Annotated in this window: 26 protein-coding genes; 14 read left to right on the forward strand and 12 right to left on the reverse strand. The window is 66.6% G+C overall.

The features are described 5' to 3' along the window. Positions 1–280: 280 nt before the first annotated feature. On the forward strand, positions 281–2,032 hold the full coding sequence (gene aceK / locus NFW30_RS04040) for a bifunctional isocitrate dehydrogenase kinase/phosphatase (RefSeq protein ID WP_295355889.1): 1,752 nt from the start codon (positions 281–283) through the stop codon (positions 2,030–2,032). A gap of 42 nt (positions 2,033–2,074) precedes the next feature. On the opposite strand, the gene otnI is transcribed toward aceK, so the two are convergent. Next, on the reverse strand, positions 2,075–2,914 hold the full coding sequence (otnI, locus tag NFW30_RS04045; RefSeq protein ID WP_295355942.1) for a 2-oxo-tetronate isomerase: 840 nt from the start codon (positions 2,912–2,914) through the stop codon (positions 2,075–2,077). A 61-nt stretch (positions 2,915–2,975) separates the two neighbouring features. Between otnI and NFW30_RS04050 the strand changes: the two genes are divergently transcribed. Both NFW30_RS04050 and NFW30_RS04055 read left to right on the forward strand, forming a co-directional pair. After that, the gene (locus tag NFW30_RS04050) at positions 2,976–3,536 is read left to right on the forward strand and encodes a cob(I)yrinic acid a,c-diamide adenosyltransferase (protein WP_295355890.1); all 561 of its coding nucleotides are present in this window, start codon (positions 2,976–2,978) and stop codon (positions 3,534–3,536) included. Between the two features lie 50 nt (positions 3,537–3,586). Next, on the forward strand, positions 3,587–4,144 hold the full coding sequence (locus NFW30_RS04055; protein ID WP_295355891.1) for a hypothetical protein: 558 nt from the start codon (positions 3,587–3,589) through the stop codon (positions 4,142–4,144). A 142-nt stretch (positions 4,145–4,286) separates the two neighbouring features. On the opposite strand, the gene NFW30_RS04060 is transcribed toward NFW30_RS04055, so the two are convergent. After that, entirely contained in the window at positions 4,287–5,765 is a 1,479-nt protein-coding gene (locus tag NFW30_RS04060) for an FMN-binding glutamate synthase family protein (RefSeq protein ID WP_295355892.1), read from the reverse strand. Between the two features lie 58 nt (positions 5,766–5,823). Here NFW30_RS04060 and nadC point away from each other — a divergent pair, with 58 nt between their 5' ends. Together nadC and NFW30_RS04070 are read left to right on the forward strand one after the other, a co-directional pair. Beyond that, on the forward strand, positions 5,824–6,681 hold the full coding sequence (gene nadC, locus NFW30_RS04065; protein ID WP_295355893.1) for a carboxylating nicotinate-nucleotide diphosphorylase: 858 nt from the start codon (positions 5,824–5,826) through the stop codon (positions 6,679–6,681). A gap of 152 nt (positions 6,682–6,833) precedes the next feature. Further along, positions 6,834–6,971: a hypothetical protein gene (locus NFW30_RS04070; protein WP_287461646.1), complete on the forward strand. Its 138-nt coding sequence runs from the start codon at positions 6,834–6,836 to the stop codon at positions 6,969–6,971. Between the two features lie 18 nt (positions 6,972–6,989). Here NFW30_RS04070 and thrC read toward each other — a convergent pair whose 3' ends face one another. From thrC to NFW30_RS04090, 4 genes are all read right to left on the reverse strand, one after another. After that, positions 6,990–8,474: a threonine synthase gene (gene thrC / locus NFW30_RS04075; RefSeq protein WP_295355894.1), complete on the reverse strand. Its 1,485-nt coding sequence runs from the start codon at positions 8,472–8,474 to the stop codon at positions 6,990–6,992. Positions 8,475–8,562: 88 nt separating this feature from the next. Further along, positions 8,563–9,132 carry a GGDEF domain-containing protein gene (locus NFW30_RS04080; protein ID WP_295355895.1) on the reverse strand — a complete coding sequence of 190 codons (570 nt, stop codon included), beginning with the start codon at positions 9,130–9,132 and terminating at the stop codon, positions 8,563–8,565. Between the two features lie 303 nt (positions 9,133–9,435). Continuing rightward, positions 9,436–10,554 (reverse strand): hypothetical protein, encoded by a 1,119-nt coding sequence (locus tag NFW30_RS04085; protein ID WP_295355896.1) that lies wholly within the window; start codon positions 10,552–10,554, stop codon positions 9,436–9,438. Between the two features lie 110 nt (positions 10,555–10,664). Next, positions 10,665–10,922 (reverse strand): DUF2249 domain-containing protein, encoded by a 258-nt coding sequence (locus NFW30_RS04090; RefSeq protein ID WP_295355897.1) that lies wholly within the window; start codon positions 10,920–10,922, stop codon positions 10,665–10,667. Between the two features lie 174 nt (positions 10,923–11,096). Between NFW30_RS04090 and NFW30_RS04095 the strand changes: the two genes are divergently transcribed. Continuing rightward, the gene (locus tag NFW30_RS04095) at positions 11,097–11,630 is read left to right on the forward strand and encodes a DUF2062 domain-containing protein (RefSeq protein ID WP_295355898.1); all 534 of its coding nucleotides are present in this window, start codon (positions 11,097–11,099) and stop codon (positions 11,628–11,630) included. A gap of 91 nt (positions 11,631–11,721) precedes the next feature. On the opposite strand, the gene NFW30_RS04100 is transcribed toward NFW30_RS04095, so the two are convergent. Further along, positions 11,722–12,330, reverse strand: coding sequence for a MarC family protein (locus tag NFW30_RS04100; RefSeq protein WP_295355899.1), 609 nt, complete (start codon positions 12,328–12,330; stop codon positions 11,722–11,724). A gap of 479 nt (positions 12,331–12,809) precedes the next feature. On the opposite strand from NFW30_RS04100, the gene NFW30_RS04105 reads away from it, so the two are divergent. Then, positions 12,810–13,691 carry a DMT family transporter gene (locus NFW30_RS04105; protein ID WP_295355900.1) on the forward strand — a complete coding sequence of 294 codons (882 nt, stop codon included), beginning with the start codon at positions 12,810–12,812 and terminating at the stop codon, positions 13,689–13,691. Between the two features lie 149 nt (positions 13,692–13,840). Here the strand turns inward: NFW30_RS04105 and NFW30_RS04110 are convergent, their stop codons facing one another. Continuing rightward, positions 13,841–15,313: a patatin-like phospholipase family protein gene (locus NFW30_RS04110; RefSeq protein ID WP_295371778.1), complete on the reverse strand. Its 1,473-nt coding sequence runs from the start codon at positions 15,311–15,313 to the stop codon at positions 13,841–13,843. Between the two features lie 305 nt (positions 15,314–15,618). Here NFW30_RS04110 and NFW30_RS04115 point away from each other — a divergent pair, with 305 nt between their 5' ends. Next, on the forward strand, positions 15,619–16,197 hold the full coding sequence (locus NFW30_RS04115; protein WP_295355902.1) for a peroxidase-related enzyme: 579 nt from the start codon (positions 15,619–15,621) through the stop codon (positions 16,195–16,197). Between the two features lie 14 nt (positions 16,198–16,211). Here NFW30_RS04115 and NFW30_RS04120 read toward each other — a convergent pair whose 3' ends face one another. After that, positions 16,212–17,168 carry a DUF808 domain-containing protein gene (locus NFW30_RS04120; RefSeq protein ID WP_295355903.1) on the reverse strand — a complete coding sequence of 319 codons (957 nt, stop codon included), beginning with the start codon at positions 17,166–17,168 and terminating at the stop codon, positions 16,212–16,214. Positions 17,169–17,365: 197 nt separating this feature from the next. Here NFW30_RS04120 and NFW30_RS04125 point away from each other — a divergent pair, with 197 nt between their 5' ends. After that, positions 17,366–18,529: an aminotransferase class V-fold PLP-dependent enzyme gene (locus NFW30_RS04125; protein WP_295355904.1), complete on the forward strand. Its 1,164-nt coding sequence runs from the start codon at positions 17,366–17,368 to the stop codon at positions 18,527–18,529. A 43-nt stretch (positions 18,530–18,572) separates the two neighbouring features. Here the strand turns inward: NFW30_RS04125 and NFW30_RS04130 are convergent, their stop codons facing one another. Further along, a complete protein-coding gene (locus tag NFW30_RS04130) occupies positions 18,573–18,815 on the reverse strand; it encodes a hypothetical protein (protein ID WP_295355905.1) in 243 nt (80 codons plus the stop codon). A gap of 227 nt (positions 18,816–19,042) precedes the next feature. Here NFW30_RS04130 and NFW30_RS04135 point away from each other — a divergent pair, with 227 nt between their 5' ends. Further along, on the forward strand, positions 19,043–21,331 hold the full coding sequence (locus NFW30_RS04135) for an SUMF1/EgtB/PvdO family nonheme iron enzyme (RefSeq protein WP_295355906.1): 2,289 nt from the start codon (positions 19,043–19,045) through the stop codon (positions 21,329–21,331). 141 nt (positions 21,332–21,472) lie between these two features. Here NFW30_RS04135 and NFW30_RS04140 read toward each other — a convergent pair whose 3' ends face one another. Beyond that, the gene (locus NFW30_RS04140; protein ID WP_295355907.1) at positions 21,473–22,006 is read right to left on the reverse strand and encodes a lipocalin family protein; all 534 of its coding nucleotides are present in this window, start codon (positions 22,004–22,006) and stop codon (positions 21,473–21,475) included. A gap of 148 nt (positions 22,007–22,154) precedes the next feature. Between NFW30_RS04140 and thiS the strand changes: the two genes are divergently transcribed. Genes thiS through trmB form a run of 3 tightly spaced genes read left to right on the forward strand, consistent with a single transcriptional unit; the run spans position 22,155 to position 23,920 of the window. Continuing rightward, positions 22,155–22,355, forward strand: coding sequence for a sulfur carrier protein ThiS (gene thiS / locus NFW30_RS04145; protein WP_295355908.1), 201 nt, complete (start codon positions 22,155–22,157; stop codon positions 22,353–22,355). 24 nt (positions 22,356–22,379) lie between these two features. Further along, positions 22,380–23,174 (forward strand): thiazole synthase, encoded by a 795-nt coding sequence (locus NFW30_RS04150; protein ID WP_295355909.1) that lies wholly within the window; start codon positions 22,380–22,382, stop codon positions 23,172–23,174. Positions 23,175–23,176: 2 nt separating this feature from the next. Next, positions 23,177–23,920 carry a tRNA (guanosine(46)-N7)-methyltransferase TrmB gene (trmB, locus tag NFW30_RS04155; protein ID WP_295355910.1) on the forward strand — a complete coding sequence of 248 codons (744 nt, stop codon included), beginning with the start codon at positions 23,177–23,179 and terminating at the stop codon, positions 23,918–23,920. On the opposite strand, the gene NFW30_RS04160 is transcribed toward trmB, so the two are convergent. Next, on the reverse strand, positions 23,879–24,400 hold the full coding sequence (locus tag NFW30_RS04160; RefSeq protein WP_295355911.1) for an energy transducer TonB: 522 nt from the start codon (positions 24,398–24,400) through the stop codon (positions 23,879–23,881). The two genes, trmB and NFW30_RS04160, sit on opposite strands and share 42 nt — an antisense overlap. Positions 24,401–24,489: 89 nt before the next feature. On the opposite strand from NFW30_RS04160, the gene NFW30_RS04165 reads away from it, so the two are divergent. Continuing rightward, positions 24,490–25,641, forward strand: a complete 1,152-nt coding sequence (locus NFW30_RS04165; RefSeq protein ID WP_295355912.1) for an ankyrin repeat domain-containing protein — start codon at positions 24,490–24,492, stop codon at positions 25,639–25,641. Positions 25,642–25,647 lie beyond the last annotated feature (6 nt).

A 25,647-nucleotide genomic window follows, 5' to 3' on the forward strand; every position in this document is an offset into this window, starting at 1 on the left:
CCGAACCGGGACTGTCGCGTTGCTGATTGTTCGTGGGCTCGAGGGACTCTGTCAGAAGCAAACCATCCAGCGGCGCCACGCGCGATTATCTAGCAAAAGCCGACGATTTGCCAGTGGCGAATGTTCTGCCGGCTGGCTCGTAGAGGGGGCTTCGAGGCGATTCGCGCAGAGTGCTCCAGCCGTCGCCGCCGTGGTCCGGAGCGCTGCCCGCAGCGCCTTTGGTGCGGCGCAACAGGCGCGGTGCTAGAATGCCGGCGTGTTGGATTTGCGAGTGCTGGCCATGGATCTTCCGAGCATTGACAACCTGCTTCCACGCCGTATCGCCGAGGCGATGATCGATGGTTTCAACCGGCACTACCGCATCATTCGCCACTACGGCCAGCAGGCCAAGCTGCTCTTCGAGGCGGCGGACTGGAAGGGCGTTCATGATGCGGTCCGCGAGCGTATCCGTTCCTACGATGATCGGGTCAGCGAGACCGCCGAGTTGCTGTGCGCAAACTACGGTGCGGAGGCTCTCGACGACGCGACCTGGCAGCAGCTCAAGCTGTTCTACATCGGGCAGCTGATCAACCACAAGCAGCCCGAGCTCGCCGAGACCTTCTTCAACTCGGTGTGCACGAAGATCCTGCATCGAACCTACTTCAACAACGACTACATCTTCGCCCGGCCGGCGGTGTCGACCGAGTACATCCAGTCCTACCCGCCGGTCTATCGCAGCTACTATCCGGCGCAGCGCGGACTGCGTCGGACGGTCCGGCAGATCATCGTGGACTGCGACTGGCAGCGTCCTTTCGAGAACCTCGATCGCGACGTCGATTACATCATGCGGACGCTCAGGCAGCGGATGGGCGAGTGGCCGGTGGCCGAGGCCAACGCCCAGATCGAGGTCCTGCATTCGGCCTTCTATCGCAACAAGGGAGCCTACATCTTTGGCAAGGGAATCAACGGCCACGCCGAGTACCCGTTTGCCGTGGCTGTCGTGCATTCGCCGGCCGGCGAGCTGGTGGTGGACACCATCCTGCTCGACAGCGCGCAGATCAGCATCCTGTTCTCCCTCTCACGCGCCTACTTCATGGTCGACATGGAGGTGCCGTCGGGCTACGTGCAGTTCCTGCGCAGCATCATGCCGCACAAGCCCCCGTCGGAGATCTACACGATGCTCGGCCTCGGCAAGCAGGGCAAGATCCTCTTTTTCCGCGACCTGAAGCAGCATCTTCGGCATTCGCAGGATCAGTTCGTCATCGCGCCGGGTATTGCCGGCCTCGTGATGCTCGTGTTCACTCTCCCTTCCTACCCCTATGTCTTCAAGCTGATCAAGGATGTGTTCGGACCGAGCAAGGAGATGGATCGCGACACGGTCAAGCGCAAGTATCTGATGGTCAAACAGGTGGACCGGGTCGGCCGCATGGCGGATACGCTCGAGTTCTCGCAGGTTCTGCTGCCGAAGAAGCGCTTTTCGGTCGAACTCCTCGACGCCTTGCGCACGCTGGCGCCGTCGCTGATCGAGGAAGAGGGTGACAATCTGGTGATCAAGCACCTGTACATCGAGCGTCGCCTGACGCCGCTCAACATCTACCTGGACGCGGCAACACCCGCGGAGATCGATCAGGCCGTTTGCGAGTATGGCAATGCCATCAGGGAGCTGGCGATCGCAAACATCTTTCCGGGCGACATGCTGTGGAAGAACTTCGGTGTGACCAGCTACCGACGCGTCGTCTTTTACGACTACGACGAGATCGAGTACATGACCGACATCAACTTTCGTGCCATCCCGGAGCCGCCGTATCCCGAGATGGAGATGTCCGGCGAGCCCTGGTATTCCGTCGGCAGGCACGACGTCTTCCCGGAGGAGTTCGCGAGCTTCCTGCTTGGTTCGGCAAAGGTCCGCGCGGCCTTCCTGAAGTACCATCGTGCGTTGTTGAGCGTCCGCTTCTGGCAGACTACGCAGGAAAGAATCCGCGCTGGCCACGTCGACGATTTCTTCCCCTATTCTGAAGACCTCCGTTTCTGCAAGGCCTTTGCCGAAGGCTGAGCACCTTTCCCGCTGCGGTCTGCCGCAGTCGGCTGCGAGGCGTCAAGGTCGGCGCGGGCTGAACGGTACGCCCGGCGAGCGCTCGGCGGTCGCACGGGGGGCCAGCCATTCGCGCGCCCAGCCGAGGCTGCCTTCAGTATCCCCGCGCCTTGGCCGGTATTCGCAGCCCAGCCAGCCGCCATAGCCGAGGCGACGAAGCAGTTCGAAGAGAAACGGATAGTTGATCTCGCCGCTGCCGGGCTCGTTGCGGCCCGGGTTGTCGGCCAGCTGGAAGTGCGCGATGCGATCGATGTTGGCTGCGATCGTTCGTGCCAGGTCTCCCGCCATCACCTGGGCGTGGTAAATGTCGTATTGCAGCCAGAGGTTGGGGATTGCCAGCTCGGCGATCAATGCAAGTCCCTTGGCGGGGGTGTCGAGCCAGAAGCCGGGCATGTCGACGCGACTGTTGATCGGTTCGATCAGCAGCCGGATGCCATGCCTCGCCAGTTGTCCGGAGGCGTAGCGCAGGTTCCGCGTCAGGGTCGCGCGCAGCTCTTCGTCGGGAACGCCGGCCGGTGCGATCCCGGCAAGACAGTTGAGCTGCCGGCAGTCCAGCGTGCGTGCGAAGTCGATGCCCAGCGCGACCGATTCGCGGAAGTCGGCCTCACGTCCCGGCAGACAGGCAATGCCTCGTTCGCCGGCCGACCAGTTGCCAGCAGGCAGGTTGTGCAGGACCTGCACCAGGCCGTTCCCACGCAGCAGCGTGCGCAATTCATCGCCATCGCAGGCGTAGGGGAACATGTACTCGACGCCGCGGAAGCCCGCTCGTGCAGCCCGCTCAAAACGTTCACCGAACTCATACTCGGTGAACAGGAAGCTCAGATTGGCACTCAGGTTCAGCACAGGCCCAGTCACGGCGGTTCCTTGTTCTATAATCGGGAATATTTTGATCAGGAAAGCCAGCATGGGCAATCGTCTGTCGAAGATCGTCACGCGGACCGGTGATGCCGGTACCACCGGCCTCGGAGATGGTACGCGCGTGGCCAAGGACAGTCTGCGCATCGAGACGATCGGCCAGGTCGACGAACTCAATTCGACCATCGGCGTGCTGTTGGCGGAAGAGATTCCTGACGAGGTCAGGAACGCCCTGACCGGCGTGCAGCACGACCTCTTCGATCTCGGCGGAGAACTGTGCATTCCCGGTATGAACATGATCAGCGATGCGCAGGTGGTACGCCTAGAGTCCCTCGTTGAGCGCTTCAACGACGACCTGCCACCGCTGAAGGACTTCATTCTGCCCGGCGGCAGCCGCGCCGCAGCGCTGGCCCATCTGGCACGGACGGTATGCCGCCGCGCCGAGCGGCACGTGGTGAGTCTGGCCAGCAGCGAGAGCGTCTCCGAGTTCGCGCGAAAATACCTCAATCGCCTGTCGGATCTGCTGTTCGTCCTTGGTCGCGCGCTCAACCGCACAGCTGGTTGCGGCGACGTGCTGTGGGTGCAGGGCAGGAACCGTACGGCTGACTGACAGCGCCAGCCGTGGCAGCCGGCAGTGCTGCGTATCGATGGAGTGCCAGCATGACAAGCCACATTACCGTGATCACCACCGCGAACCGTGCGCGGCGTTTCGTTCCCACCGACGAAACCAGCCTGTCGGCCATCGTCGACAGCCTGCGGCGTGGCGGGCAGTTGTTCAGCGGCAAGCCGCTGATCATCGGTTCGGGAGCGCAAACCGAGGTTTTTGCCCCTGCCGCGATCGCCTGTGTCGAGATCGAGACGACACGCGACCTTGCAGCCCATCTGCCCGGTCAGCACAACCTGAGCCTGTGCGCGTTGACGCCGGAGCAGCGTGTCGAACCCTTCTCTGGTGGCTTGGACGGCGACCACTTCAGCGCGCGGATCGAGTTCTTCTTCATCGGTGGCCACGTGCTGTACATGGCCGCCGAGGGCGTCCGCAAGCCGGCGCTAGCCGAACGGCTGATGAACCTGACCGGCCTCTTCGAACGGCCGGTGCTCCACTATCGGCTGGTGCAAGGGGGGGTCGGCCTCATGAACCCGCGCGCGCTGACGCGATTCGTCATCACTCCCGGAGTGCCCGATCTGCCGAGCGACGCATGGGTCGCCGAAGGACTGTGACCCGACGGGGTTGCCCGGACGGTCCGACGACTGAGCCGCAGCCAGCAGCGATCCGGGCAGTGCGCGCTGGCCGGAATGGCGAGTGGTTCGCTCGCCCGCGCCGTGCATCTCGCGCTGCTCGCGAAGACTTCCTCAAACCCGCTCATTGCATCGGGGTGTCGGGGTAGGGATGGAGAGTGTGAAGCGCGATGCTGCGTCCTGAGGGCTGGACGATGCGTACGTGCTCGCGGCGCAGTCCGCGCGCGTGCGGAAGACCGCAGGAGTGGGCGATCATCGCGATCTCCCGGTTCATGTTGCGGCAGTAGGCGGCAACCCGTTCCGCCTTGTCTTCGACGACCAGGCCGCGTTGCAGGCGGGGGTCATGGGTGGTGACGCCGGTTGGGCAGGTGTTGGCGTGACAGCGCAGGGCCTGGATGCAGCCGAGCGAGAACATGAAACCGCGTGCCGTGTTGACGAAGTCGGCACCGGCTGCGAGTGCCCACGCGACGCGCGCCGGCGTGACCAGCTTGCCGGCGGCAATCAGGCGAATGCGCTGCTTGAGGCCGCTGGCGATCAGTGCATCGGCCACCAGCGGCAGCGCTTCGTCGATCGACAGCGCCATGTGGTCGGCCAAGGCTTGCGGCGCCGCACCGCTGCCACCCTCACCGCCATCGATCGTCAGGAAGTCCGGTGCGGCATGCAGCCCCCGACGCCTGACGGCCCCCGTCAGTTGGTCCATGAACGCGTTGCCGCCGATCGCGGTCTTGACACCGACCGGCTTGCCCGTGATCGCGCGCACGTGTTCGACCTGGTCGAGCAACTGGTCGATGTTGGCGACATCACGGTGACGGTTTGGGCTGAGCGAATCCTTGCCGAGGGGAATGCCGCGAATCTCGGCGATTTCGGGTGTCACCTTGGTGCTCGGGAGGACGCCCCCTTTCCCCGGCTTCGCTCCCTGCGACAGCTTGATCTCGAAGGCTCGGACGCATTCGTGCGCTGCCAGTTCACTCAGCCGCTGGTCGCAAAGCTGTCCGCTGGCATCGCGGACGCCGTACTTGGCGGTGCCGATCTGGAAGATGATGTCGCAGCCGCCCTCGAGATGGTAGGGTGACAGGCCTCCTTCGCCGGTGTCCAGCCAGCAGCCGGCGGCGGCAGCGCCCCGCGACAGCGCACGCACCGCGGGTCGCGAGATGGCGCCGAAACTCATGGCGCTGATGTTGACCAGCGAGCGACCGCTGAACGGGGTGGTGCAGTAACCCTCGCCAATCGGCAGTGGCGGTGTCGGTCGCTGTTCCTCGTCGAGGACCGGGAAGGGTGCGTTGACGAATACCAGTGCGCCCGGCTCGTGGATGCGGTAGGTCGAGCCAAAGCCGATGATCCCGCCCTGATTCTTCGCCATGCGATAGACCCAGCTCCGCGTTGCCCGGTCGAAGGGCATTTCGTCGCGGTCGCCAAGGAAGAAATACTGCCGGAAGTACTCGCCCAGACTCTCGAACAGATAGCGCAGATGGCCGACGAGCGGGAAGTTGCGCAGCACGGCGTGCTTTTCCTGCGTCACGTCCTGCACGTACAGGTAAACCAGGCCTCCGGCAAAGGCCAGGGCGAGCAGGACGCCCGTCGTGACGAGCAACAGATCGAGCATTGGTGCCTCCTATTGGTGATAAGATCCGCGCAGTTGACGCCAGTGTACGGGATTCCTCATGACCTTTGCAGCCATGCTCGAAGGCGAAGTCGAGCGCAATGTTGCCGCAGCACTGGCCGAGGATGTTGGCAGCGGCGACCTGACGGCGCAACTGGTACCGGCTGCGGGGATCGGGCGGGCGACGGTCGTTGCGCGCGAGGACGCCATCCTCTGCGGTTCTGCCTGGTTCACCGCCTGCTTCCGGCAACTCGACCCGGCGGTGCGGATCGCTTGGCAGGCGGGTGATGGCGAACGGATCAGGCCGGGCCAGTCGCTGTGCGAGGTCGAGGGACCGGCGCGTGCCCTGCTGACCGGCGAGCGCAGCGCTCTGAATTTCCTGCAACTGCTGTCCGGCGTCGCGACCAGGGCCGGGGAGTATGCCGGGCGGGTTGCGGGGACACGGGCGCAGGTGGTCGACACGCGCAAGACGATTCCCGGACTGCGGCTGGCGCAGAAGTATGCCGTCCGCTGCGGTGGTGGCGGCAATCATCGGCTCGGTCTCTACGACGGAATCCTGATCAAGGAGAACCATATCCTTGCCGCCGGCAGCATCGCTGCGGCCCTGGCGGCGGCGAAGCAGGTCGCAGCCGCCAGCGGCGGGGTCTGCCAGTTCGTGCAGATCGAGGTCGAGAACCTCGACGAGCTGCGCCAGGCGCTCGCCTGTGGTGCCGAGATGGTCCTGCTGGACAACATGAGCCTGGATCAGCTGCGCGCGGCGGTGGCGCTTGCGGCTGGCGGCGCGGTGCTCGAGGCATCGGGCAACGTCAGCCTCGAGACCGTCCGCGCAATCGCCGAAACCGGTGTGGATCGCATCTCGATCGGAGGCCTGACGAAGGATGTCCGGGCGCTCGATCTGTCCATGCGTTTCCAGGGCTGACCGGCCACGCCTTCAAGCGGTGGGCCGCATGGGGGCAGCACCGCGGCAGCGGGATGTCCGTGCTGCCAACTGCGGCTGCCGCGGTGATATCATCCGGACGACGCGAGCGGGCCGGAGGTTGTGGCTTCCGCCAACAGGGAGAGGGTGGTCTGATGCTATTTGCGCTGTTCTACGTACTGGCGATCACGATACTGATCATGCACTTCACGGGGTTCCTGGCGCGACACAATCTCGAATGGCTGGTCCTGGTCCTGGCTGCGGCCGTCTTCCCAGCGGTCATCTACCTCTGAAGCCCGGTCGGCGCCCCTTCACTGCACGTGTCGCGCGATGAAGCGCTGTACTTGGTTCACATTGACGTCCATGACCTCGACGCGCTGCGGCAGTGTCTCGAGGCCTTCCATGCCTGCGGGTCGATCGGGTCTGTGCCCGAGCGCTTCGACGATCGTCGCCTCGAACTTCGCCGGCAGGGCGGTTTCCAGAACGACCATCGGCATATCGGCCGTGCGGTATTCGCTGCCGACCTTGAGCCCGTCGGCGGTGTGCGGGTCGATGACCAGTCCGTAACGGTCATGGGTGCGGCGTATCGTCGCAAGGCGGTCGGCATGTGTGCTGCGACCAGAGACAAAGCCGAAGTCGGGCAAACGGGCGAAGCAGGGCATTGACGACAGGTCGAAACTGCCGCCGGCGTCGACTTGCGACCACAGTTGGCGAATGAGGTCCGGGTCGCGGCCGACCAGATCGAAGACGAAGCGCTCGAAGTTGGAAGCCTTCGAGATGTCCATCGACGGACTCGAGGTGGCTGCGGTTTCGCTGGTGGCGCGCGGGCGGTAGACGCCGCTGCGGAAAAACTCGTCGAGGACGTCGTTCTCGTTCGTTGCCAGGACCAGACGGCCGATCGGCAGCCCCATCATGCGCGCGATATGGCCAGCGCAGATGTTGCCGAAGTTGCCCGAGGGAACGGCGAAGGCGACCTGTCGCCCGCCGCTGCCGCCGAGCTCACGCGTCGCTGCGAAGTACCCCTTGAAGTAGTAGATCACTTGGGCGGCGACGCGTGCCCAGTTGATCGAATTGACTGCACCGATCCGGTAGCGCGTCTTGAACGCCTGGTCGTTCGACACCGCCTTGACTATGTCCTGGGCGTCGTCGAACGTTCCGCGCACTGCGATGTTGTAGATGTTGGGATCCTGCAGCGAGTACATCTGGGCGCGCTGGAAGGGGCTCATTCGCTGATGCGGCGAGAGCATGAACACGCGCACGCCGCGCTTGCCACGCATCGCGTACTCGGCTGACGAGCCGGTATCGCCCGAAGTGGCGCCGAGAATGTTGATCTCCTCGCCGTTGCGCTCCAGGACGTACTCGAACAGGTTGCCGAGCAACTGCATGGCCATGTCCTTGAAGGCCAGGGTCGGCCCATTGGACAGTTCAAGGATCGCCAGTCCGCCCTCGCCACGTCCCTGCGCCGGCGGCTCGAGCCAGCGCAGCGGCGTGATCTCGCCGGCAGCGGAATCGTTGCGCCCGTTGCCGTAGATGGCGGGTGTGTAGGTCCTGTGCGTCAGGGTCCGCAGATCGTCGAGCGGAATGTCATCGATGAAACGCGCCAGAACGGCGCAGGCCAGATCGGCATAGGACAACTCGCGCCACTGGGCGAGATCGGACTCGTCGATCCTGGGGTATCTGGCCGGGAGATAGAGGCCTCCGTCAGGTGCCAGACCGCCAAGGAGGATTTCCGAGAACGTTCGGTTGGACGAATCCGCCGCACCGGCGGTTTGGGCACGAGTCGAGATGTAGCGCATGGCTATGGCTGTCGGGCAGATGGGAGAGCACCCAGTCTACCATGCCGATCCAGGCCCTTGCTCCGGCGGCGTGCGACGCCGCCAGGCCTCAGCCGGCGAGTACGCGGTTCTTTCCTGCCCGCTTGGCGGCGTAGGTCGCGGCGTCGGCGCGCTCGATCGAGTCGACGAGTGACTCGCCGGGTTCCTGCACGACGACGCCGGCGCTGAAGGTCAAGGCGACGCCACTGCCCGCGACGCGGCAGTCCGCGAGTTGGCGCTGAAAGCGGATGAGGGCGGTCACGGCCGCGTCGAGCCCGGTGTCGGGCAGCATCACGACGAATTCCTCACCGCCGAACCGGCCGAGGACGTCGGATGGCCGCAGTGCAGAGCGCAGGATGCGGACGAGATGGATCAGTGCCTCGTCACCGGCGTGATGGCCAAGCGTGTCGTTCAGACGCTTGAAATCGTCGAGGTCGATCAGGGCCAGAGCCAGCGGACTTCCGTTGCGGCGCGAGCGGGCGACCTCACGCCCGTGCGCCTGCTCGAAGCCACGGCGATTGAGCGCGCCGGTCAGCGTATCGGTCATCGCTGCCGCCTCCGCGCTGCTCAGGGCACGCTCGAGATCCGCGATGCGTGCCTCGGCTGCCAGCAGCTCGAGCATCGTCGCTTGCGTCGCCATGATCCTGCTGCGCCGCATCCGCCTGTGGTGCGCCCCGCCTTCCGCGACGGCGCTCGCAGCATGCGAGTGGCCCGTCGGCAGGTCGCCGGGGAGGGCCGGACGACGATGCAGCCGACGCGATGCATGGCGCGATGAGTGCATCTGAGGGAAATGATCGTGCTTGAACATCTCTCGCTCCGTGGTTGGTGCTTGACCGAGTGGATCATATCCCGGTCAACGGAGGCACCTCGCAGATCTTGAGACTTTTTTCACAAAACTCTCGGAGTATGTTGTTTTAAAGTACAAAAATAGCTCATTGTCGGGTTACTCTCGGTCTGTGCAGAGCGCCCTCAGAGCAACTCCAAGAAAGTGGAGAAGCGCCAACAGTGCTGGCCACAGGCCAGCCGAAATGTCGAGGCCGAGCAGAGCGCCGGCTGTCAGGAACAGTGATGCCCGTTGCGTGCCGCCGTGGCGCAGGGCGGTGTGCAGCCGGTCACGACGCGCCGTCCGCTTGCCGCGCAGCAGCCAGACCGGGAGCAGGTGCGTCAGGGCGCCGGTGACCAGGGGCAGGAGAAAGCCGACGATGAAGGCGAGGGTGCTGTCACGGCCGTCGAGCGTTCCGACAGCGTGGCCGGCTCCGAGGGCAAGCAGCAGCAGAAACCCTGCCAGTGCGCCGGCAAGGGGCGCCGCCGCACCATCGCCGAGCAGCCGGCGCCAGCCGTGGCAAGTCAGGATGGCGCGCCCAAGAGTGAGGACGACGACTGACAGCAGGAGAGCGCCCGTCAGCGCCAAGGGCAGCGATAGGGCCGCACCGATGGCGATCAGCAGGACGGCGCCAACCGCGACTGGCAAGTGTCGCCGCAGGCGCTGGCTGACGGTCGGGTCGGCGGTGTTCAGTACGGTTGGCAGCAGGACCTGCAGCGTTCCCAAGGCGGTCAGGCCGACGAAGCCGAGGACGTTGAGGTGCAGGTGGAGCAGCCTTAGTGTGTTGCGCGCCTGTGGCCACGGTGCCATGGCGGCTACCAGCAGCAGCCCCACGCCAAGCATGCTGACCGCTGCCAAGTACCAGTGCCAGCACGGATGCGGGGTGCCGAGCGCCCGCCTCGCGCGCTGGTTCATCCAGGCGGCGAGAGCCGCAGCCAGCAGCAGCGTGCCGCTGGCTGCGGTCGTGAGGGCTGGCGGTGGCGCTTCGCCGAGGACGCCGAGAACGGACACCACGCCCGCAAGCTGCAGGAGGATCGGCGCCAGCAGCAGGCTTCGTGGTGCGGCGCTGCTGCGCGTCAGGACGGGTATGAAATGGGTGATGGCGCCGAAGATCAGCGGCATGATTCCCGCCGCCAGCAGCAGGTGTGTGATCGCTGGCAGCGATGCCTGGCCGAGAAGCAGCAACACCAGCGCGGCGACGAAGCTCGCCAGGGCCGCGAGACCGAGGTAGATCAGCAAGATCTCATTCCGTACGCCCGGCTGAGCGCGTGCCGGTACACCGCGCCGGCTTCACGGCCTGCGCATGCAGCCGGGGACAGGCGGGCGCATACGGCAGACGACAGGGGTCCTCAAGCGGTTCGCAGGAAGTCGATGACGACGGCGCCGGGTTCACGCTGCACGTAGCTGACCTGCAATGCGCTGCCATAGCGGCTCTGGAGCTGCGCGAGCAGTGGCAGGGGGTCGTGGTCGTTGCAGAAGCGCATGGTCTCTCCCGGCACCAGAACATCGAGAGCACCGAAGATCGCCGCGTGGCGAAAGCGCTTCGCGACACCGCGAGCGTCGAAGGCGTGGATGGCATCGATACGGGGCTGATCGCAGGCGTGCATGGTGGTCTCCGGTGGTGATGGGAATGGGCCGCCAGTCTGCGCCCGTGCTGTGCTCCTGTCTTTGATCTGGGCCGGCAAGCGCGCGCATCCGGCCTGCCGGCGCCAGTGGAGTCGCTTGCAGCGTCGCCGCCGCGCGATCGACCATCGCCGGGCGCAGCCTGCGATAATGCCGGCATGCGCCGTTTCCTGAGAAAGTACCTTCCCGACCACGACTCGATCCGCAACAACCGCTGGTTGCGTCCGTTCGCGCCGTGGCTTCTGCATCCGCGGCTGTGGCATCTGAACCGTCACTCGGCGGCCGGGGCGGTTGCCGTCGGCATGTTCTGCGGCCTGATTCCCGGACCGCTGCAAATGATCGGCGCGGCGGTCAGCGCCCTGCTCCTGCGCGTCAACCTGCCGCTTGCCCTGCTCGTCACGCTCTACACCAACCCGTTCACCATCGTGCCGCTCTACCTCGTCGCCTACCAGTTCGGTCGCCTGCTGATCGGCGACAGCAGCGGCTTCGTCGCCCCTCCCGCGTTCAGTGCCGGCGCGTTCACCGGCTGGGCGGCGGCGATGCAGGTTTGGATGCTGGCCGTTTCCAAGCCGTTGGCAGTCGGCCTGATCGCACTCGCCAGCAGCCTCTCGGCGCTCGGCTTCCTGGTGACCAGTGTCGTCTGGCGTCTGTATCTGATCCGCGCATGGCGGCGTCGTCAGCGTGCTTCCTGATCCTGGCGAGCGAGCATCCCCACCATGCCGCATTCCTTGTGCGCGGCCGTTGCTGCGCGCTGCCCGGGACGGCAGCGCAAGCGGCGAAGTCTCAGGGGTGAGCCTGTGAGATCTGCAGGGCGAAGGTCTTGATGCCACGCAGGATCATCTCGATTGCCATTGCCACCAGCACCAGACCCATCAGCCGTTCCAGCGCGATGACGATGCGCTCACCGGCGATGCGCTGAATGCGCTCGGCGAGGACGAGGATGATGGCGCTGACCGCCATCGTGATGCACAGGGCGCCGATCCATTCCAGCCGGCGATCGGGTGCCTGCGACACCAGCAGCAGAACGGTCGCCAGTGCCGACGGTCCGGCGATGGCGGGAACGGCGAGCGGCACGATCAGCGGTTCCCCTGCGGGGTCGATGGCATTGGTTCCAGGCGACGGAAAGATCATCCGCAGCGCGATCAGGAAGAGGATCACGCCGCCGCCAATCTGCAGCGACAGTTCGCTGAGGTTCATCAGGCGCAGGAAAGCCTCGCCGACGAACATGAAGAGCAGCAGGAGGACGAAAGCGATGAGCACCTCGCGCAGGATCACCCACGGCCGCCGAGCCGGCGCCACGTGCCGCAGCGCGTTGGCGAAGATGGGAATGTTGCCGATCGGGTCGGTGATGAGGATCAGCAGGATGGTGGCAGAGGCAAAGGTATAACTCATTCGTTTTCACTCTGGCTGGTGGTGACGCCGCTGCTGGTGGCAGTGCGGCATCGCGGCGGGTTGGCCGCTCGGCGCGGCGGCGCTCGGCCAGTGATTGCGTCGGCAGATGCGGGCGATCGCGCCGGGTCGCCGGTGGGGCGGTCGGACCGCTCGCCTGCCGGGAAGAGTGCGGCCACTGCGCAGGATAACAGGCATTGCCGGCGGGTGACAAAGCGGGATTCCCTGGACAGCGGGCAGCTGCATGCCGTAGGCTCGCGCATTTTCGGTCCGTAGGGCCGGCCCCGGTCGGGAGTCTCAGGCGCGTCGCGGAAGGTGAGCCGGGGGCACGGCGTGCCGGGGTGTCGGCGATGTGGTCGGAGTGCGTCGCCCGCATGCCGACAGGTCAGCGCCGGCGACCTGCTTCTTTGGCTGGCGGCAGTCCGATTGCTGGGGTCGGTCACGCCGGCGGCTCAGCGGGTGTCTGTGGAGAGGGCGAACTGATGCGCGTGCGCGACCTGTGCGACCTGGTCCTGCTGGCCGCTCTCTGGGGCGGCTCCTTCCTGTTCATGCGCTACGCGGCGCCGGCCTTCGGTCCGCTGCCGCTGATCTGGCTGCGCGTTGCGGTGGCAGCGGCCTGCCTGGCGCCCGTGCTGCTGCTGCGGCGGCAGGTCGGGGCCCTGCGCGCGCACGCGGTCGGCATCGTCGTCGTCGGTGTCTTCAGCTCGGCGCTGCCTTTTGCGCTGATCGCCTGGGCGATGCTGTCGATCACCGCCGGTCTGGCGTCGATCCTCAATGCGACTGTGCCGATCTTTACCGCGCTGATCGGCGCCGTGTGGCTGCGCGAGCGCCTCGGCGCGGCGCGTGCTGCCGGCCTCGTCGTCGGTTTCGTCGGTGTTCTCGTGCTCGCCGTCGGGCAGGCGGACTTCAAGCCCGGCGGCAGCGGCTGGGCGATCATCGCCATGCTGCTGGCCACCCTGTCTTACGGCCTTGCCGCCCATCTGACGCGACGGCTTCTCGGCGAGGTGCCGGCGCTGGTCAGCGCCGCCGGTTCGCAGATCGCCGCCGCGATTGTCCTGACGCCCCTGGCGCTCTGGTTCTGGCCGGCGGAGTCGCCCGGCCGCCTGGCGTGGGCGGCGGCAATCGCGCTCGGCGTGGGCTGCACCGCTTTCGCCTTCCTCATCTTCTTCCGACTGATCGCCAACGTTGGCGCCGCGCGTGCGGTGACCGTGACCTTCCTCATCCCGCTTTTCGGCATCATCTGGGGCAGCATCTTCCTTGCCGAGCGCCTCGATGCCGGGATGCTTTTCGGTGGCGCCATCGTCGTGCTCGGGACGGCTCTGGCAACAGGGGTGCTGCGCTGGCCTTCAAGTCGCCCGACATAGGATTGCCGCCTCGGTCAGGCAGACACTACCGACGCGGGATCGGGCCACTGGGTATCCGGACGGCGGGCGATGGGCGCGACGGACATGGTCGGCGGCAGGTCGCGCGCTCGCCTGCCCTCCGGGAACGGCGGCCTTGCTGCCCGTCCGTTCTACGGCATGCGCGCACCCGTCGATACCGGCGGCGGCGCCGGGTCGGCGACGATGCGCGCGCCGACGTCGCGCAGCACTCGCTGGAATTCGGGCGAGTCCATGATGATCCGTCCCGCCGCCGCGCGCAGACGATCGACGGCCTCGTCGGGCAGCACGAACGAAGTCGGCTGGGCGTTGAGATAAGCCTCTTCCTCCTTGTCGTGCAACTCGCCAAACGACACGTCGATGGCATAGATCTCGGCATCCGGAACGCGCAGAGCCGAGGCCACTGCGGGATCCCTGTTGGCAGCCATTGCCGACGACTGGCCGATCAGGCGCAGGGTCTTCCAGCGCGCCGCCATGTCCCGCAGCAGTTCGACCGCTTCATAGGAGTAGCGGTCGATCGGCACACCAGCCGACTTCAGCAGGATGCTGACGGGGCCCGGTGGGCTCTCCGATTCGTCCCAGTCGGTCGGCGGCGAGGAGAGTGAATTGACGATGAAGACGATGACGCGGCGGATGCCATCGAGCGGCGTTGGTGCGCCGGCCTCGTGCAGCGCTTGCGAGATTTCGAGCGCGTCGAGTACCGCGCGCATGCCGACGTTGTCCGAGACGCCGCCATCGACCAGGTGCAGGAAAGGTCGGTGGGCGCCATCGCCGAAGCCCTGCAGGTCGCGCAGAGAACGGATCGCCCGTGCCGCCGGTCGTGGCGGCTCGGCGGCGTCGGTGAAGAGTTTCACCCACGGGGGCATTTGCGTGCGGCAGGTGCCACCGTAGTTGTTGAGCGTCACTGGTGAGAGGACCACCGGTACTGCCGACGATGCTGCGGCGGCGCGCGACAGTCGTACGGCATTGAGCTCCGAGCAGATGACGTCAAAGGTTTTCTGGTTGAAGACGAAACGGGCGCCGGTCGAGATGTCGGTCGCCGACGCCAGGATCAGCGGTCCGCGGCCACGATCCAGATCGCCGAAGGTGGCTCCTTGAAACAGGATCTCGTCGTACAGTTCGGCCGCCAGCTCAGAACGACCCCAGCCGAGCGACCAGAGGGCGCCCCAGTTCTTTGGGCTGAAGACACGGGCGATGATCTCGCCTTGCACGTCGCGCTTGAGAAAGCGATGTTCGTACTCGGCGAACAGGCGGTCGCCGTAGAGTCCATAGGCGAGCGCGGTGAAGCTGCCGCCGGAGACGCCGGTGATGATGTCTACTGTATCCAGCAGGCGGACAGTCTGGCCCTGCTGTCCCACCACTTCGGTACGCCGGAGAAACTCGAGCGCGCCGTAAGAGAATGCCGCGGCGCGCGTGCCGCCTCCCGAGAAGGCGAGAATGACCAGATTTTCCTTTCCCTTGGCCTGCTGCGCGTGGCGCACCTGGAAACGGTAACCAGCATGTGGGTCGGCCTCGGCGAGAGGCGGATTCACCGGGCGGCTGGCACAGCCACCGAGGAAAAGCAGCAGCAGAAGCAGGAGAAGGGATCGCAGCGGTGATGGAGTCATCGGTTCGGCTCGGCAGTCTGCAGGAAGACTGCAGTCTAACCCGTTCCGCAGCCGCCGCGACAGCATTTTCCGACTGGCGCTGCCGCCGCGATTTCCGGCGCGGCTGGTGGCGGAGGCGAACGATCCGATGTCGCGCGCGCGGTCGCCGCCAGCCGTCACCGGGCCCCGGGCACCGGGCGTCAGGGATCGCTTGGGTGGCGGCGAGGAGCGTCTGACAGCGGCGTCCCGGCCGGCGCTTTCTCTGCCGGTCGCGGCCATTGTGTATCATGTCGCGATCGAACCACCCGCCCACCATGGAGATGGCCATGCACTCACCGATCAGTCGCTTCCCCGTGCCCGCGCTCGACGAATTGCCCGCGGATGTCCGCAACCGCATCCTCGAGGTGCAGGAGAAGGCCGGTTTCGTTCCCAACGTCTTCCTCACGCTGGCCCACCGCCCCGATGAGTTCCGCGCCTTCTTCGCATACCACGACGCGCTGATGGAGAAGGAGAGCGGGCTCAGCAAGGCCGAGCGCGAGATGATCGTCGTGGCAACCAGTGGTGCCAACCAGTGCCAGTACTGTGTCGTCGCACACGGAGCGATCCTGCGCGTTCGGGCGCGCAATCCGTTGCTGGCCGACCAGGTGGCGGTGAATTACCGCAAGGCGGATATCACGCCGCGGCAGCGGGCGATGCTCACGTTCGCCCTGAAAGTGGCTTTGCATTCGGCTGAAATCGGCGATGACGATCTCGCGGCACTGCGCGAGCACGGTTTCGCCGACCCGGACATCTGGGACATCGGTGCGGTAGCCGCCTTCTTCGCGATGTCGAATCGATTGGCCAACATGACCTCGATGCGGCCGAACGAGGAGTTCTTCCTCATGGGCCGCCTGCCCAGGAGCTAGGGGGCTGGGCGGGTTCAGGCGCTCGGCGGCGTCCTGCCGGCAGCGCCGAGCACTCGCCGCGCCGCGGCGATGGCCTTCACGCCAAGCAATGCCAGGCCGCCGGCGGAGATGCCGATGAGGGCGTCGAGCAGGGCCGAGGTCAGCATCCTGAGGGCGCTGCCTGCCAGCCTGACCTCGCCCGCCAGCGCCGCCGCATGCTCGATGGCGTGATGCAGCGGCGCGATGCCGTGCGTCAGGATGCCGCCGCCGACGAGGAACATCGCTGCCGTCCCGAGCACCGTCAGTGCGCGCATCAGTCGCGGCGCAGCCAGCAACAGGCCATTACCGATCGTTTGCGCCAGCACGCCGGGTCGCTTCAGCAGGTGGCAGCCGAGGTCATCGAGTTTGACGATGCCGGCGACGAGGCCATAGACCCCGGCGGTCATCAGCAGACCGATCCCGGAAAGCACGGCCACCTGCGTCGTGAACGGCTGTCCGGCGACCGTGCCGAGGGCGATGACGACGATTTCGGCCGAAAGCACGAAGTCCGTGCGAATGGCGCCCCTGATCCTGTCGGCCTCGAGGGCCCGCAGGTCGGCGTCGCCGCCGGCGAGGGCCGCCAGTTCGGCTGCGTCAGCATTGCCGTCGTGCGCGTGCTGCAACCACTTGTGCGCCAGTTTCTCGACCCCTTCCAGGCACAGGTAGAGGCCGCCCAGCATGAGCAGCGGGGTCACCGCCCAAGGCATGAAGCGGCTGATCGCCAGGGCAGCGGGCACCAGGATCAGCTTGTTCTTCAGGGAACCGACGGCAACCGCCCAGACGACGGGCAGTTCGCGCTCGGCGCGCACGCCCGACACCTGTTGCGCGTTCAGCGCCAGGTCGTCGCCGAGGACACCGGCGGTCTTCTTTGCTGCCACCTTGGTCATCAGGGCGACATCGTCGAGGACGGTGGCGATGTCATCGATCAGGGCGAGCAGGCTGGCTCCGGCCATGGGCGTTTCCGGTGTGGTGGGTGCGACCACGGCGCCGCTGGCAGCGGCGCTGCGCGTTCGGCGAATTCTAAAGGATCTGTGATGGCCCCGGGAGGCAGGGCGCCGACTAGCGCCGGGGGCGGACTTGGCGTTATGCTCGCGCTCCTTCGTCAGCCGCAATCCAATCAACAAACCCAACCAGAGAACTGGAGACAATCGTGCCTGCACTGCTGCCCCAACCCGATCCAGAGGGTCTGCTCGAGTATTCGGTGGTCTACACCGATCGCTCCCTCAACCACATGTCGCAACGCTTTCAGGGAGTCATGCGCGACATCGGGCGCATCCTCAAGACGGTCTACAACGGCACGACGGCCATCGTCGTGCCCGGCAGCGGAACCTTCGGCATGGAAGCCGTCGCGCGCCAGTTCGCGAGCGGCCGCAAGTGCCTGATCATCCGCAACGGCTGGTTCAGCTTCCGCTGGACGCAGATTCTCGAAATGGGGCAGATCCCGTCGGCGAGCATTGTCCTCAAGGCGCGGCGGGTCGGCGACGAGAGGCACTCGCCCTTCGTTCCACCGCCGATCGAGGAGGTGGTGGCGCGCATCCTGGAAGAGAAACCGGACCTCGTCTTCGCGCCGCATGTCGAAACCGCATCGGGCATGATCCTGCCGAGCGACTACCTGCGTGCGATCGGCGAGGCGGTACGTTCCGTCGACGGCTTGTTCGTGCTTGACTGCGTCGCTTCCGGTGCGATCTGGGTGGACATGGTCGCGCACCACATCGATGTCCTGATCAGCGCGCCGCAAAAGGGCTGGACCGGGATTCCCTGTTGCGCGCTGGTCGTGCTTGGCGAGCGTGCACGTGCCCGCATCGACGCAACGAGCAGCAGCAGCTTCGCCTGCGACCTGAAAAAGTGGATGCAGATCATGGAAACCTACGAGAACGGAGGACACGCCTACCACGCCACCATGCCGACCGATGCCCTGGCGGCGCTGCGCGACGTCATGCGCGAGACCGAGAACTACGGTTTCGAGCGCGTCCGCCAGGAGCAACAGGAGGTCGGTCTGCGCGTGCGTGCGCTGCTGGCCGGCAAGGGCTTCGCGAGCGTTGCTGCCGAGGGTTTCCAGGCGCCGGGAGTGGTCGTCAGCTACACGGATGATCCCGAGATCCAGTCGGGTCGCCGGTTTGTCGCCATCGGCGTGCAGACCGCTGCCGGCGTGCCGTTGCAGTGCGACGAGCCGGCCGATTTCAGCAGCTTCCGCATCGGTCTCTTCGGCCTCGAGAAGCTGCACAATCCTGACCGCACGGTGCGCAACCTGGCCGATGCCCTGGCACTGCTGACTCGCCCGGACCTCGCCGAAGCGGCCTCAGCGCCGACCTGAATGGCCCCGCCGGCGGTCACCCGATGGCCGCCGCCGTTCGTGTTCAGCGCGCAGCGAGCGGCAGCTTGATGCGTTGCAGACCATGGCGGACTCTTTCCGCCAGGCGGATGGCTTCGGGATCTTCGTAGGGCTCCTGCGTCGTCCATTCGCAGAAGGATGCCATCAGAGCGGCTCGTTCGGCAGTGAACCGGGATGCTTCGAGGCCGGCCTCGATGATCGGGATGAGTGCCGCCGCGGCACGCAGGCGGTTGATTTCCGGTGTGGCGGGTGGGATCTGTCTGGACATGTTTGAATTCTATCGGCGGCCTGCCGGCGCGCTGAAGGACATATTCCACATACGCTGCGGCAGGGGTGGCGACGGGCTTCCTGACCATCCCTGTTTGCACTTCGTTCGAGCTGGCCAACCCTGGTCGAGCTCCGTACAATGGTGGCCAAGTGGTCGAGCAGCAGGCGGAACGAGATGATTGGTCGGCAGGCAATCGATTCGCAGACCCGGCAGCCGAGGCCCAGCCGATGAACGCCAAGCGGGCCGCACCGGACGGGAAGGCCGGCAGGCGGCACTCGGTCAGTGGGGCGTCTGCCGCGGAGGGTGTTGTCAATCCCTATCCCGGCCTGGCCGCTTTCAGACCGGCCGGACAGCGCTTCTTCTTCGGCCGCGAGCGCGACACCGAGCGCGTGCTCGCGCGACTGGCCGACAGCCGCCTGGTGAGCATCGTTGGCCGATCCGGAGTCGGCAAGTCGTCGCTCGTCGCCGCCGGTGTCGTCGCCAGACTGGCCGAGAGGCCGGGTGGGCTCGCTTACCTTCCATGCGAGCTGCAGGCGAGCCCGTTTCGGCAGTTGGGGGAACTCCTGCTGCGCTCGGGGCCACTGCCGGCACGCACTGATCTGCGGGCCGCGCTGCTCGCGCATGATCTGTCGGCAGCCAGTGAGGATCGCCTGTCGCAGGCGATCGCGACGTCGTTGCGCCAGATGCCGCAGCCGGCGCTCTTGCTGCTCGATCAGTTCGAGGATCTGTTCACCGGCACCCCGCTGGCGAGTGCGCGCCGTTTCCGCGTCCTCGTCGAGTCACTGCTCGGCGTCGATGCGCTGCACATCGTGCTGACCGTGCGCAGCGAGTTCACGGCTCGTCTGCTGGAGTGGCTCGGCGAGGATCTCCTGCGTGCCTCTCTGCTCGTCCTCGACCCCGTCACCGACGAGGCGGCGCTGCTTGCCATCATCACCGGACCGGCGGCCGCTCTGGGGGTGCCGGTGCAGGCCGATCTGCTGGCCGTCCTGCTGCCGGCGGCGATCGCTGCCCGTGGGGCGCTGCCGTTGATCTCGCTGACCCTGGAGCGGCTCTACGAGCAGCGCCATCCCGAAAAAGGCCTGACTCTCGACGCCTATCAGCGCATGGGCGGCCTGGCGAGCGCCGTCGGCAGTGTCGCCGCCGACATCGAGAGCCTGATCGCGCACGACGTCGAACTGGATGCGGCGTGCTCACGGCTGTTCGCCGAACTGGCGACGGTGATCGACCAGGTACCTGCACGCCGCATCTTCGACGTTGCTGCGTTGCGCGCCGATCCGCCGCTGGCGCGTCTGGTGGATCTGCTGCGCCGGCAGGGCTTCATCGTCGATAGCGACGAGAGGCATATCGAGCTCGCGCATGAGACGCTGCTCAGCCACTGGCCACGCCTGCGCCAGTGGTGCACCCGTTATCGCGACAGCCTGGCGTTGCGCCGGCAGGCCAAACAGGCGGCACGTGACTGGCGTCGCAGCGGCGAGCCGAGCGCGTGGCAGCAGGCTGCCGGCGGCAGCGAGGGAAGTGCCGGGCGTTGGCACTGGGAGCAGCAGCGACCGGCCTTGCTGGCATTGCACGAACTTGCCCACCGGCCGACGCCACCAGGCGACGAGGATTTCGGCGATGCCGGCATCGCCGCCTGGCGCGGACTCGCCGCCGGCATGGAGAAGTACCTGCACGGTTTCCTGCGACCGGAGCCGCTGATCCTCATCGACGAACTGGCGGTCGACGGTACGACGCATGAGCGCCGTGAGGAAATCGGTCTGCGCCTCAACCAGATGGGTGATCCTCGGCGTGGCGTTGGCCTCGCTGCCGACGGTCTGCCGGACATCGCCTGGGTCGACATCGCTGCCGGCGAGGTCGAGATCGAAGGACTGGTGCAGCACCGCTTCGTCGTCGATCCCCTGCGCGTGGCGCGCTATCCGGTCACCTGGCAGCAGTACGGCGCCTTCGTCATGGCCAGCGACGGCTATCGTGACCGGCGCTGGTGGCGGCGGCTGGTGCAGCGCAAGCAGCCGGGCGAGGCGCGCTGGGCGGGCAACAACTACCCGGCGATCAACGTCTGCTGGGCCGATGCGGTCGCTTTCTGTCGCTGGCTCAGCGCACGCTGGGGCCTCGCGGGCGCGCAGGTGGTGCGTCTGCCGACGGAGTGGGAGTGGCAGTGGATTGCCCAAGGGGGCGCCAGTCGTCGCCGTTACCCGTGGGGTGACGACTGGCAGCCGGCGCTCGCCAACAGTCACGAGAGCGGTGTTGGCCGTACCGTTGCCGTCGGGATGTATCCGCTCGGGGCGGCCGCTGGTGTCTACGATCTGGCCGGCAACGTCTGGGAGTGGTGCCTCAACGAGTATCATGTGCCGGGCAACACGCAGGTCGGTGGCAATCAGCCACGCGCCCTGCGTGGCGGATCGTGGCTCGACTTCCCGGGCGATCTGCGCTGCGGCAGGCGGGAAGCCTTCCCGCCCGACGAGCGCGACGGCGACATCGGTTTCCGGATCGTCCTCGCGCCGCCGTTCGAGCCTGCCTAGCGCGGCGGCGGTACGCCGCCCGGCCCTCGCCGGCCACGCTCCGCCCGCAGACTGTGAATCAATCGACCATACGACCGATTCGCCGCATCGCCCGCTTGCTGCCGCCGGGCATCCCTGTCTGCCCCGGCGCCTGCGTCACGGTCAGGCGTCCGGGCGCTCCTGGCTGACCCAGATCAGGCGACTGGTGTCGAAACCGAGCGCGCTGGCCTTGTCGACGAGCCACTGCCGGATCCCTGGCGCCAGCTCGCGCTCGCGCGACAGGATCCAGAGATAGTCGCGGTTTGGGCCGACGACCAGCGCCCAACGGTAATCGCGCTCATCGAGCGCGGCAATGTGGTAGCCGCCGTAGAACGGGCCGAAAAAGGAGACCTTGAGCGATCCGGTGCTGCCATCGCCAAGTGGCAAGGCCTTGCCGATCGCTTCCTTCCAGCCTTGCCGTTGCGCGCTGTAGCCGCGATTGAGCACCTCGATGCTGCCGTCCGGCAACAGTCGATAGCGTGCCGAAACGTCGCTCAGCCCTCGCTCGAACGAATGGTCGAGGCGGGCAATCTCGTACCACTTGCCGAGGTAGCGCTCGAGCTGGAAGTTGCCGACCGGCTCGATGCCGTCCGGGATGCCGGTGCAGCCGGCGAGCAGCAGCCCGCAGCAAAGGAGCCGGGGGCGCAGGAGGTTCATGAAGTCGAGCGTGAACGATGATGCAACGAGACAGCGAACGCCCGCTGTCGTTCAGCAGGATTCTTGTTCGCCGTGCGGCGCCCGAGTGCCGGACCCGCCGCGGCGGCAAACGTGCTGCCGTCGGGCGGCGTGCTAGAATGGACCCCCTATGGAACTCGTGATCAACGGCGAAAGCCGCAGCTTTCCCTCGTCGCTGACGGTCGCCGAACTCATCGCGGCCCTCGCGTACGGCGGCAAGCGGATCGCTGTCGAACGCAACGGCGAGATCGTTCCGCGTGGCCTGCACGGCGAGACCGCGCTGCTCGATGGTGACCGGATCGAGATCGTGGTTGCCGTCGGTGGCGGCTGAGCCCCATCAACCAGTGAAAGACCAATGCATCCTGCAATCCATGGCCTGACGGTCGCTGGCCGGACCTACCGCTCGCGCCTGCTCGTCGGTACCGGCAAGTACAAGGATTTTGCCGAGACGCGGGCAGCGATCGAAGCTGCCGGCGCCGAGATCGTCACCGTCGCGATCCGTCGCACCAACATCGGCCAGGATGCCGCTGCGCCGAACCTGCTCGACGTGCTGCCGCCGTCGCAGTTCACCATCCTGCCGAATACCGCCGGCTGCTACACAGCGGCCGATGCGGTGCGGACCCTGCGCCTGGCGCGCGAACTGCTCGATGGGCACCCGCTGTGCAAGCTCGAGGTCCTGGGCGATCCGGCGACGCTCTTCCCGAACATGCCGGAAACGCTCAAGGCGGCGCAGACGCTCGTCGGCGAGGGCTTCGAGGTGATGGTCTATTGTGCCGACGATCCGATCCAGGCCCGCATGCTCGAGGACATCGGTTGCGTCGCGGTGATGCCTCTCGCCTCGCTGATCGGCTCCGGGATGGGGATCGTCAATCCCTGGAACCTGCGCCTGATCATCGACAATGCGAAGGTGCCCGTGCTCGTCGATGCCGGCGTCGGTACGGCATCCGATGCGGCGATCGCGATGGAACTCGGTTGCGACGGCGTGCTGATGAACACCGCCATTGCCCATGCGCGGGATCCGGTACTGATGGCGAGTGCGATGAAGAAGGCTGTCGAGGCAGGGCGCGAGGCCTTCCTGGCCGGACGTATGGCACGCAAGCATTACTCGGCGGACCCCTCATCACCGACGAGCGGCCTGATCGGCTCCTAGCCATGGCCGGTAGCGAAGATGTGGAGCGCACCGGCCGTGCGGCGCACATCCGCAGTTTCGTGCGGCGGCAGGGGCGCCTGTCGAATGCCCAGCAGCGCTACCATCAGCACATGATGGCGCGGATCGGCGTGCCCTATCGTGCGGCGGCGGTGGACCTCGACCTGCTGTTCGGGCGTCGGGCAGCCCGCATCCTCGAAATAGGCTTTGGCATGGGCGAGACCTCGGCGGCGATCGCCGCGGCACATCCGGAGAACGATTACCTCGGCGTCGAAGTGCATACGCCCGGAGTCGGCAGCCTGTGCAAGCTGGTCGCCGAAATGGGGCTGACCAACCTGCGCATCGTCCAGCACGACGCCGTCGAGGTGCTGCGTGACATGCTGCCGCCGGGCTCGCTCGACGGCGTGCACATCTTCTTCCCCGATCCCTGGCCGAAGACGCGCCATCACAAGCGGCGCCTGCTGCAGCCGGCCTTCGTCGAACTGCTCGCCGGTCGCCTGCGTGCGGACGGCTACATCCACTGTGCCACCGACTGGGAGGAGTACGCACAGCAGATGCTGGCCGTCCTGTCGGCCGACAGCCTGCTGGAGAACACGGCGACCGCTTTTGCGCCGCGTCCCGCCGATCGTCAACCGACCCGCTTCGAGCAGCGAGGCCTGCGCCTGGGGCACGGAGTGTGGGATCTGATCTTCCGCCGGCGGCAGGATTCACTGCAGGCGGAAGATCACCGGCAGGATCAGCTCGCGTGACTGCGCCCAGTTGGCCCGCCCCATCGCATAGGCCGCCTTCACCGCCGCCTGGTCGAGGATGGCGTGGCCACTGCCGGCAGCGACCTGGACGTCGACGATGCTGCCATCGTCGCCCAGCCGGAGGAGCAGGCGGACCTCGCCCTCGATGCCACGAGCGACGGCTTCGGGTGGATAGTAAAGATGTTGCGAGATCTTGCGTTGTGCGGCCTCGACCTGACGTCGCGCCACTGCCCGCGACGTCGGCGTGGCGGTCGGTTGCGGTGGCGGTGTCGCGGTTGCCGGCGACGGATCGCCGCTCGACAGCGTGTTCTTCAGCAGCGGATCATAACTGGCGGGCTCCGGCCGGATTGGCGGTTGCAGTGAGGCCTGCAGCCGTGGCGTCGGCGCTGGCCGAAAGTCGAATGCGACAACGTTCCACCACAGCACGGCGGCGTGCAGAAGGAGCGACAGGGCAAGCGCGGGAAGGAGCTGAAACGACATGAGCCTGACATTGTGAAGCAAAAGTGCCGAAGGCGACAACGCGAGGAGTGACTGATGGCTGTGACCGGAACCGGGTGGAGGAAAGGACCGTGAGCTACTCGCTGGCCAGGCCGGGCGCCTGCCTGCTGCTGATCTGCTGCCTGCTGGCGTCGCCGTTGGCGGCGCAGGTGCCGACACCCAGTCCGGCCAGCTTCGAGTTCGCGGTCGAGCGGGGTGACCTGCGAACCGTCCGGAGCTGGCTGGAGCAGGGGCTGAACCCGGAGTACGAGGCGGCGCACATCGGTACCGGCCTGATGGTTGCCGCCTGGTATGGGAACATCGAGATGATGGCGCTGTTCGTCGAGCACGGCGCCGACGTGCGGCGGGTCAATCGCCATGGGGAGCAGGCGTTGCAACTCGCGGCCTGGGGCGGACATCTGCCGGCAGTGCAGTGGCTGCTCGACCGGGGTGCCCCGCTCGATCGTCAGGGCAACCAGTGGAGCGCGCTGCACTATGCCGCCTTCAACGGCCATGGCAAGGTGGCCAGGGATCTCATCGCGCGGGGCGCCAACGTCAACGCGCGGGCGCCCAACGGCGCCACGCCATTGATGATGGCGGCGCGCGAAGGACATCTCGAGCAGGCGCGTGAACTGCTCGAAGCGGGGGCCAACGCAAGCCTGCAGAGCGACTGGGGCGACAATGCGCTGACGATGGCGATGCGCTACAACCATCTCCGTCTGGCGAAGATGATTGCGTCGCCGGAAGAGTTCGCCGTGGTGGTCAAGGCACCACCGGAGAGCTTTGGCGAAGCGAGTCGATCGGCGGCGCTGCCACCGACGGTGGAGGCGATCATGCGGGAGATCAGGGCAGCCGAGGCCGAGGGGCGGCCCAGTGCGGAACTGCACGAACGCTTGCGTGCCGCGGTCGGCGAGTTGCGTCGAGGCAGCCCGCAGCCGCTGGCACAGCGACCGATGCCACGGCCCTACCAGCCGCGCTCGATGGTCATCACGGCTCGCCGTGCGCAGCCCGCGGCGGAACGTGTGCAGGTGGTCGTCGATGGTGCGCCGGGCGGCGCGGCGGGGGGTTCGGCCGTGGTCGGCGGGAAGCCATCGGGCGGGGCCGCGGCAGCGCGCGAGCGCAGCCTGGCGGCGGCTCAGGCGGCCGATCTGCTGCGCCAGATCCGCGTTCGCGAGGCGCAGGGGTTGCCCAGCGAAGCGCTTCACCAGCAACTGCGGCAGGCGGTCGACGCGCTGAAACCGTAGTCGCGG

Origin of the sequence: Accumulibacter sp., from assembly GCF_023806635.1 — a bacterium.
Taxonomy (GTDB): Bacteria; Pseudomonadota; Gammaproteobacteria; order Burkholderiales; family Rhodocyclaceae; genus Accumulibacter.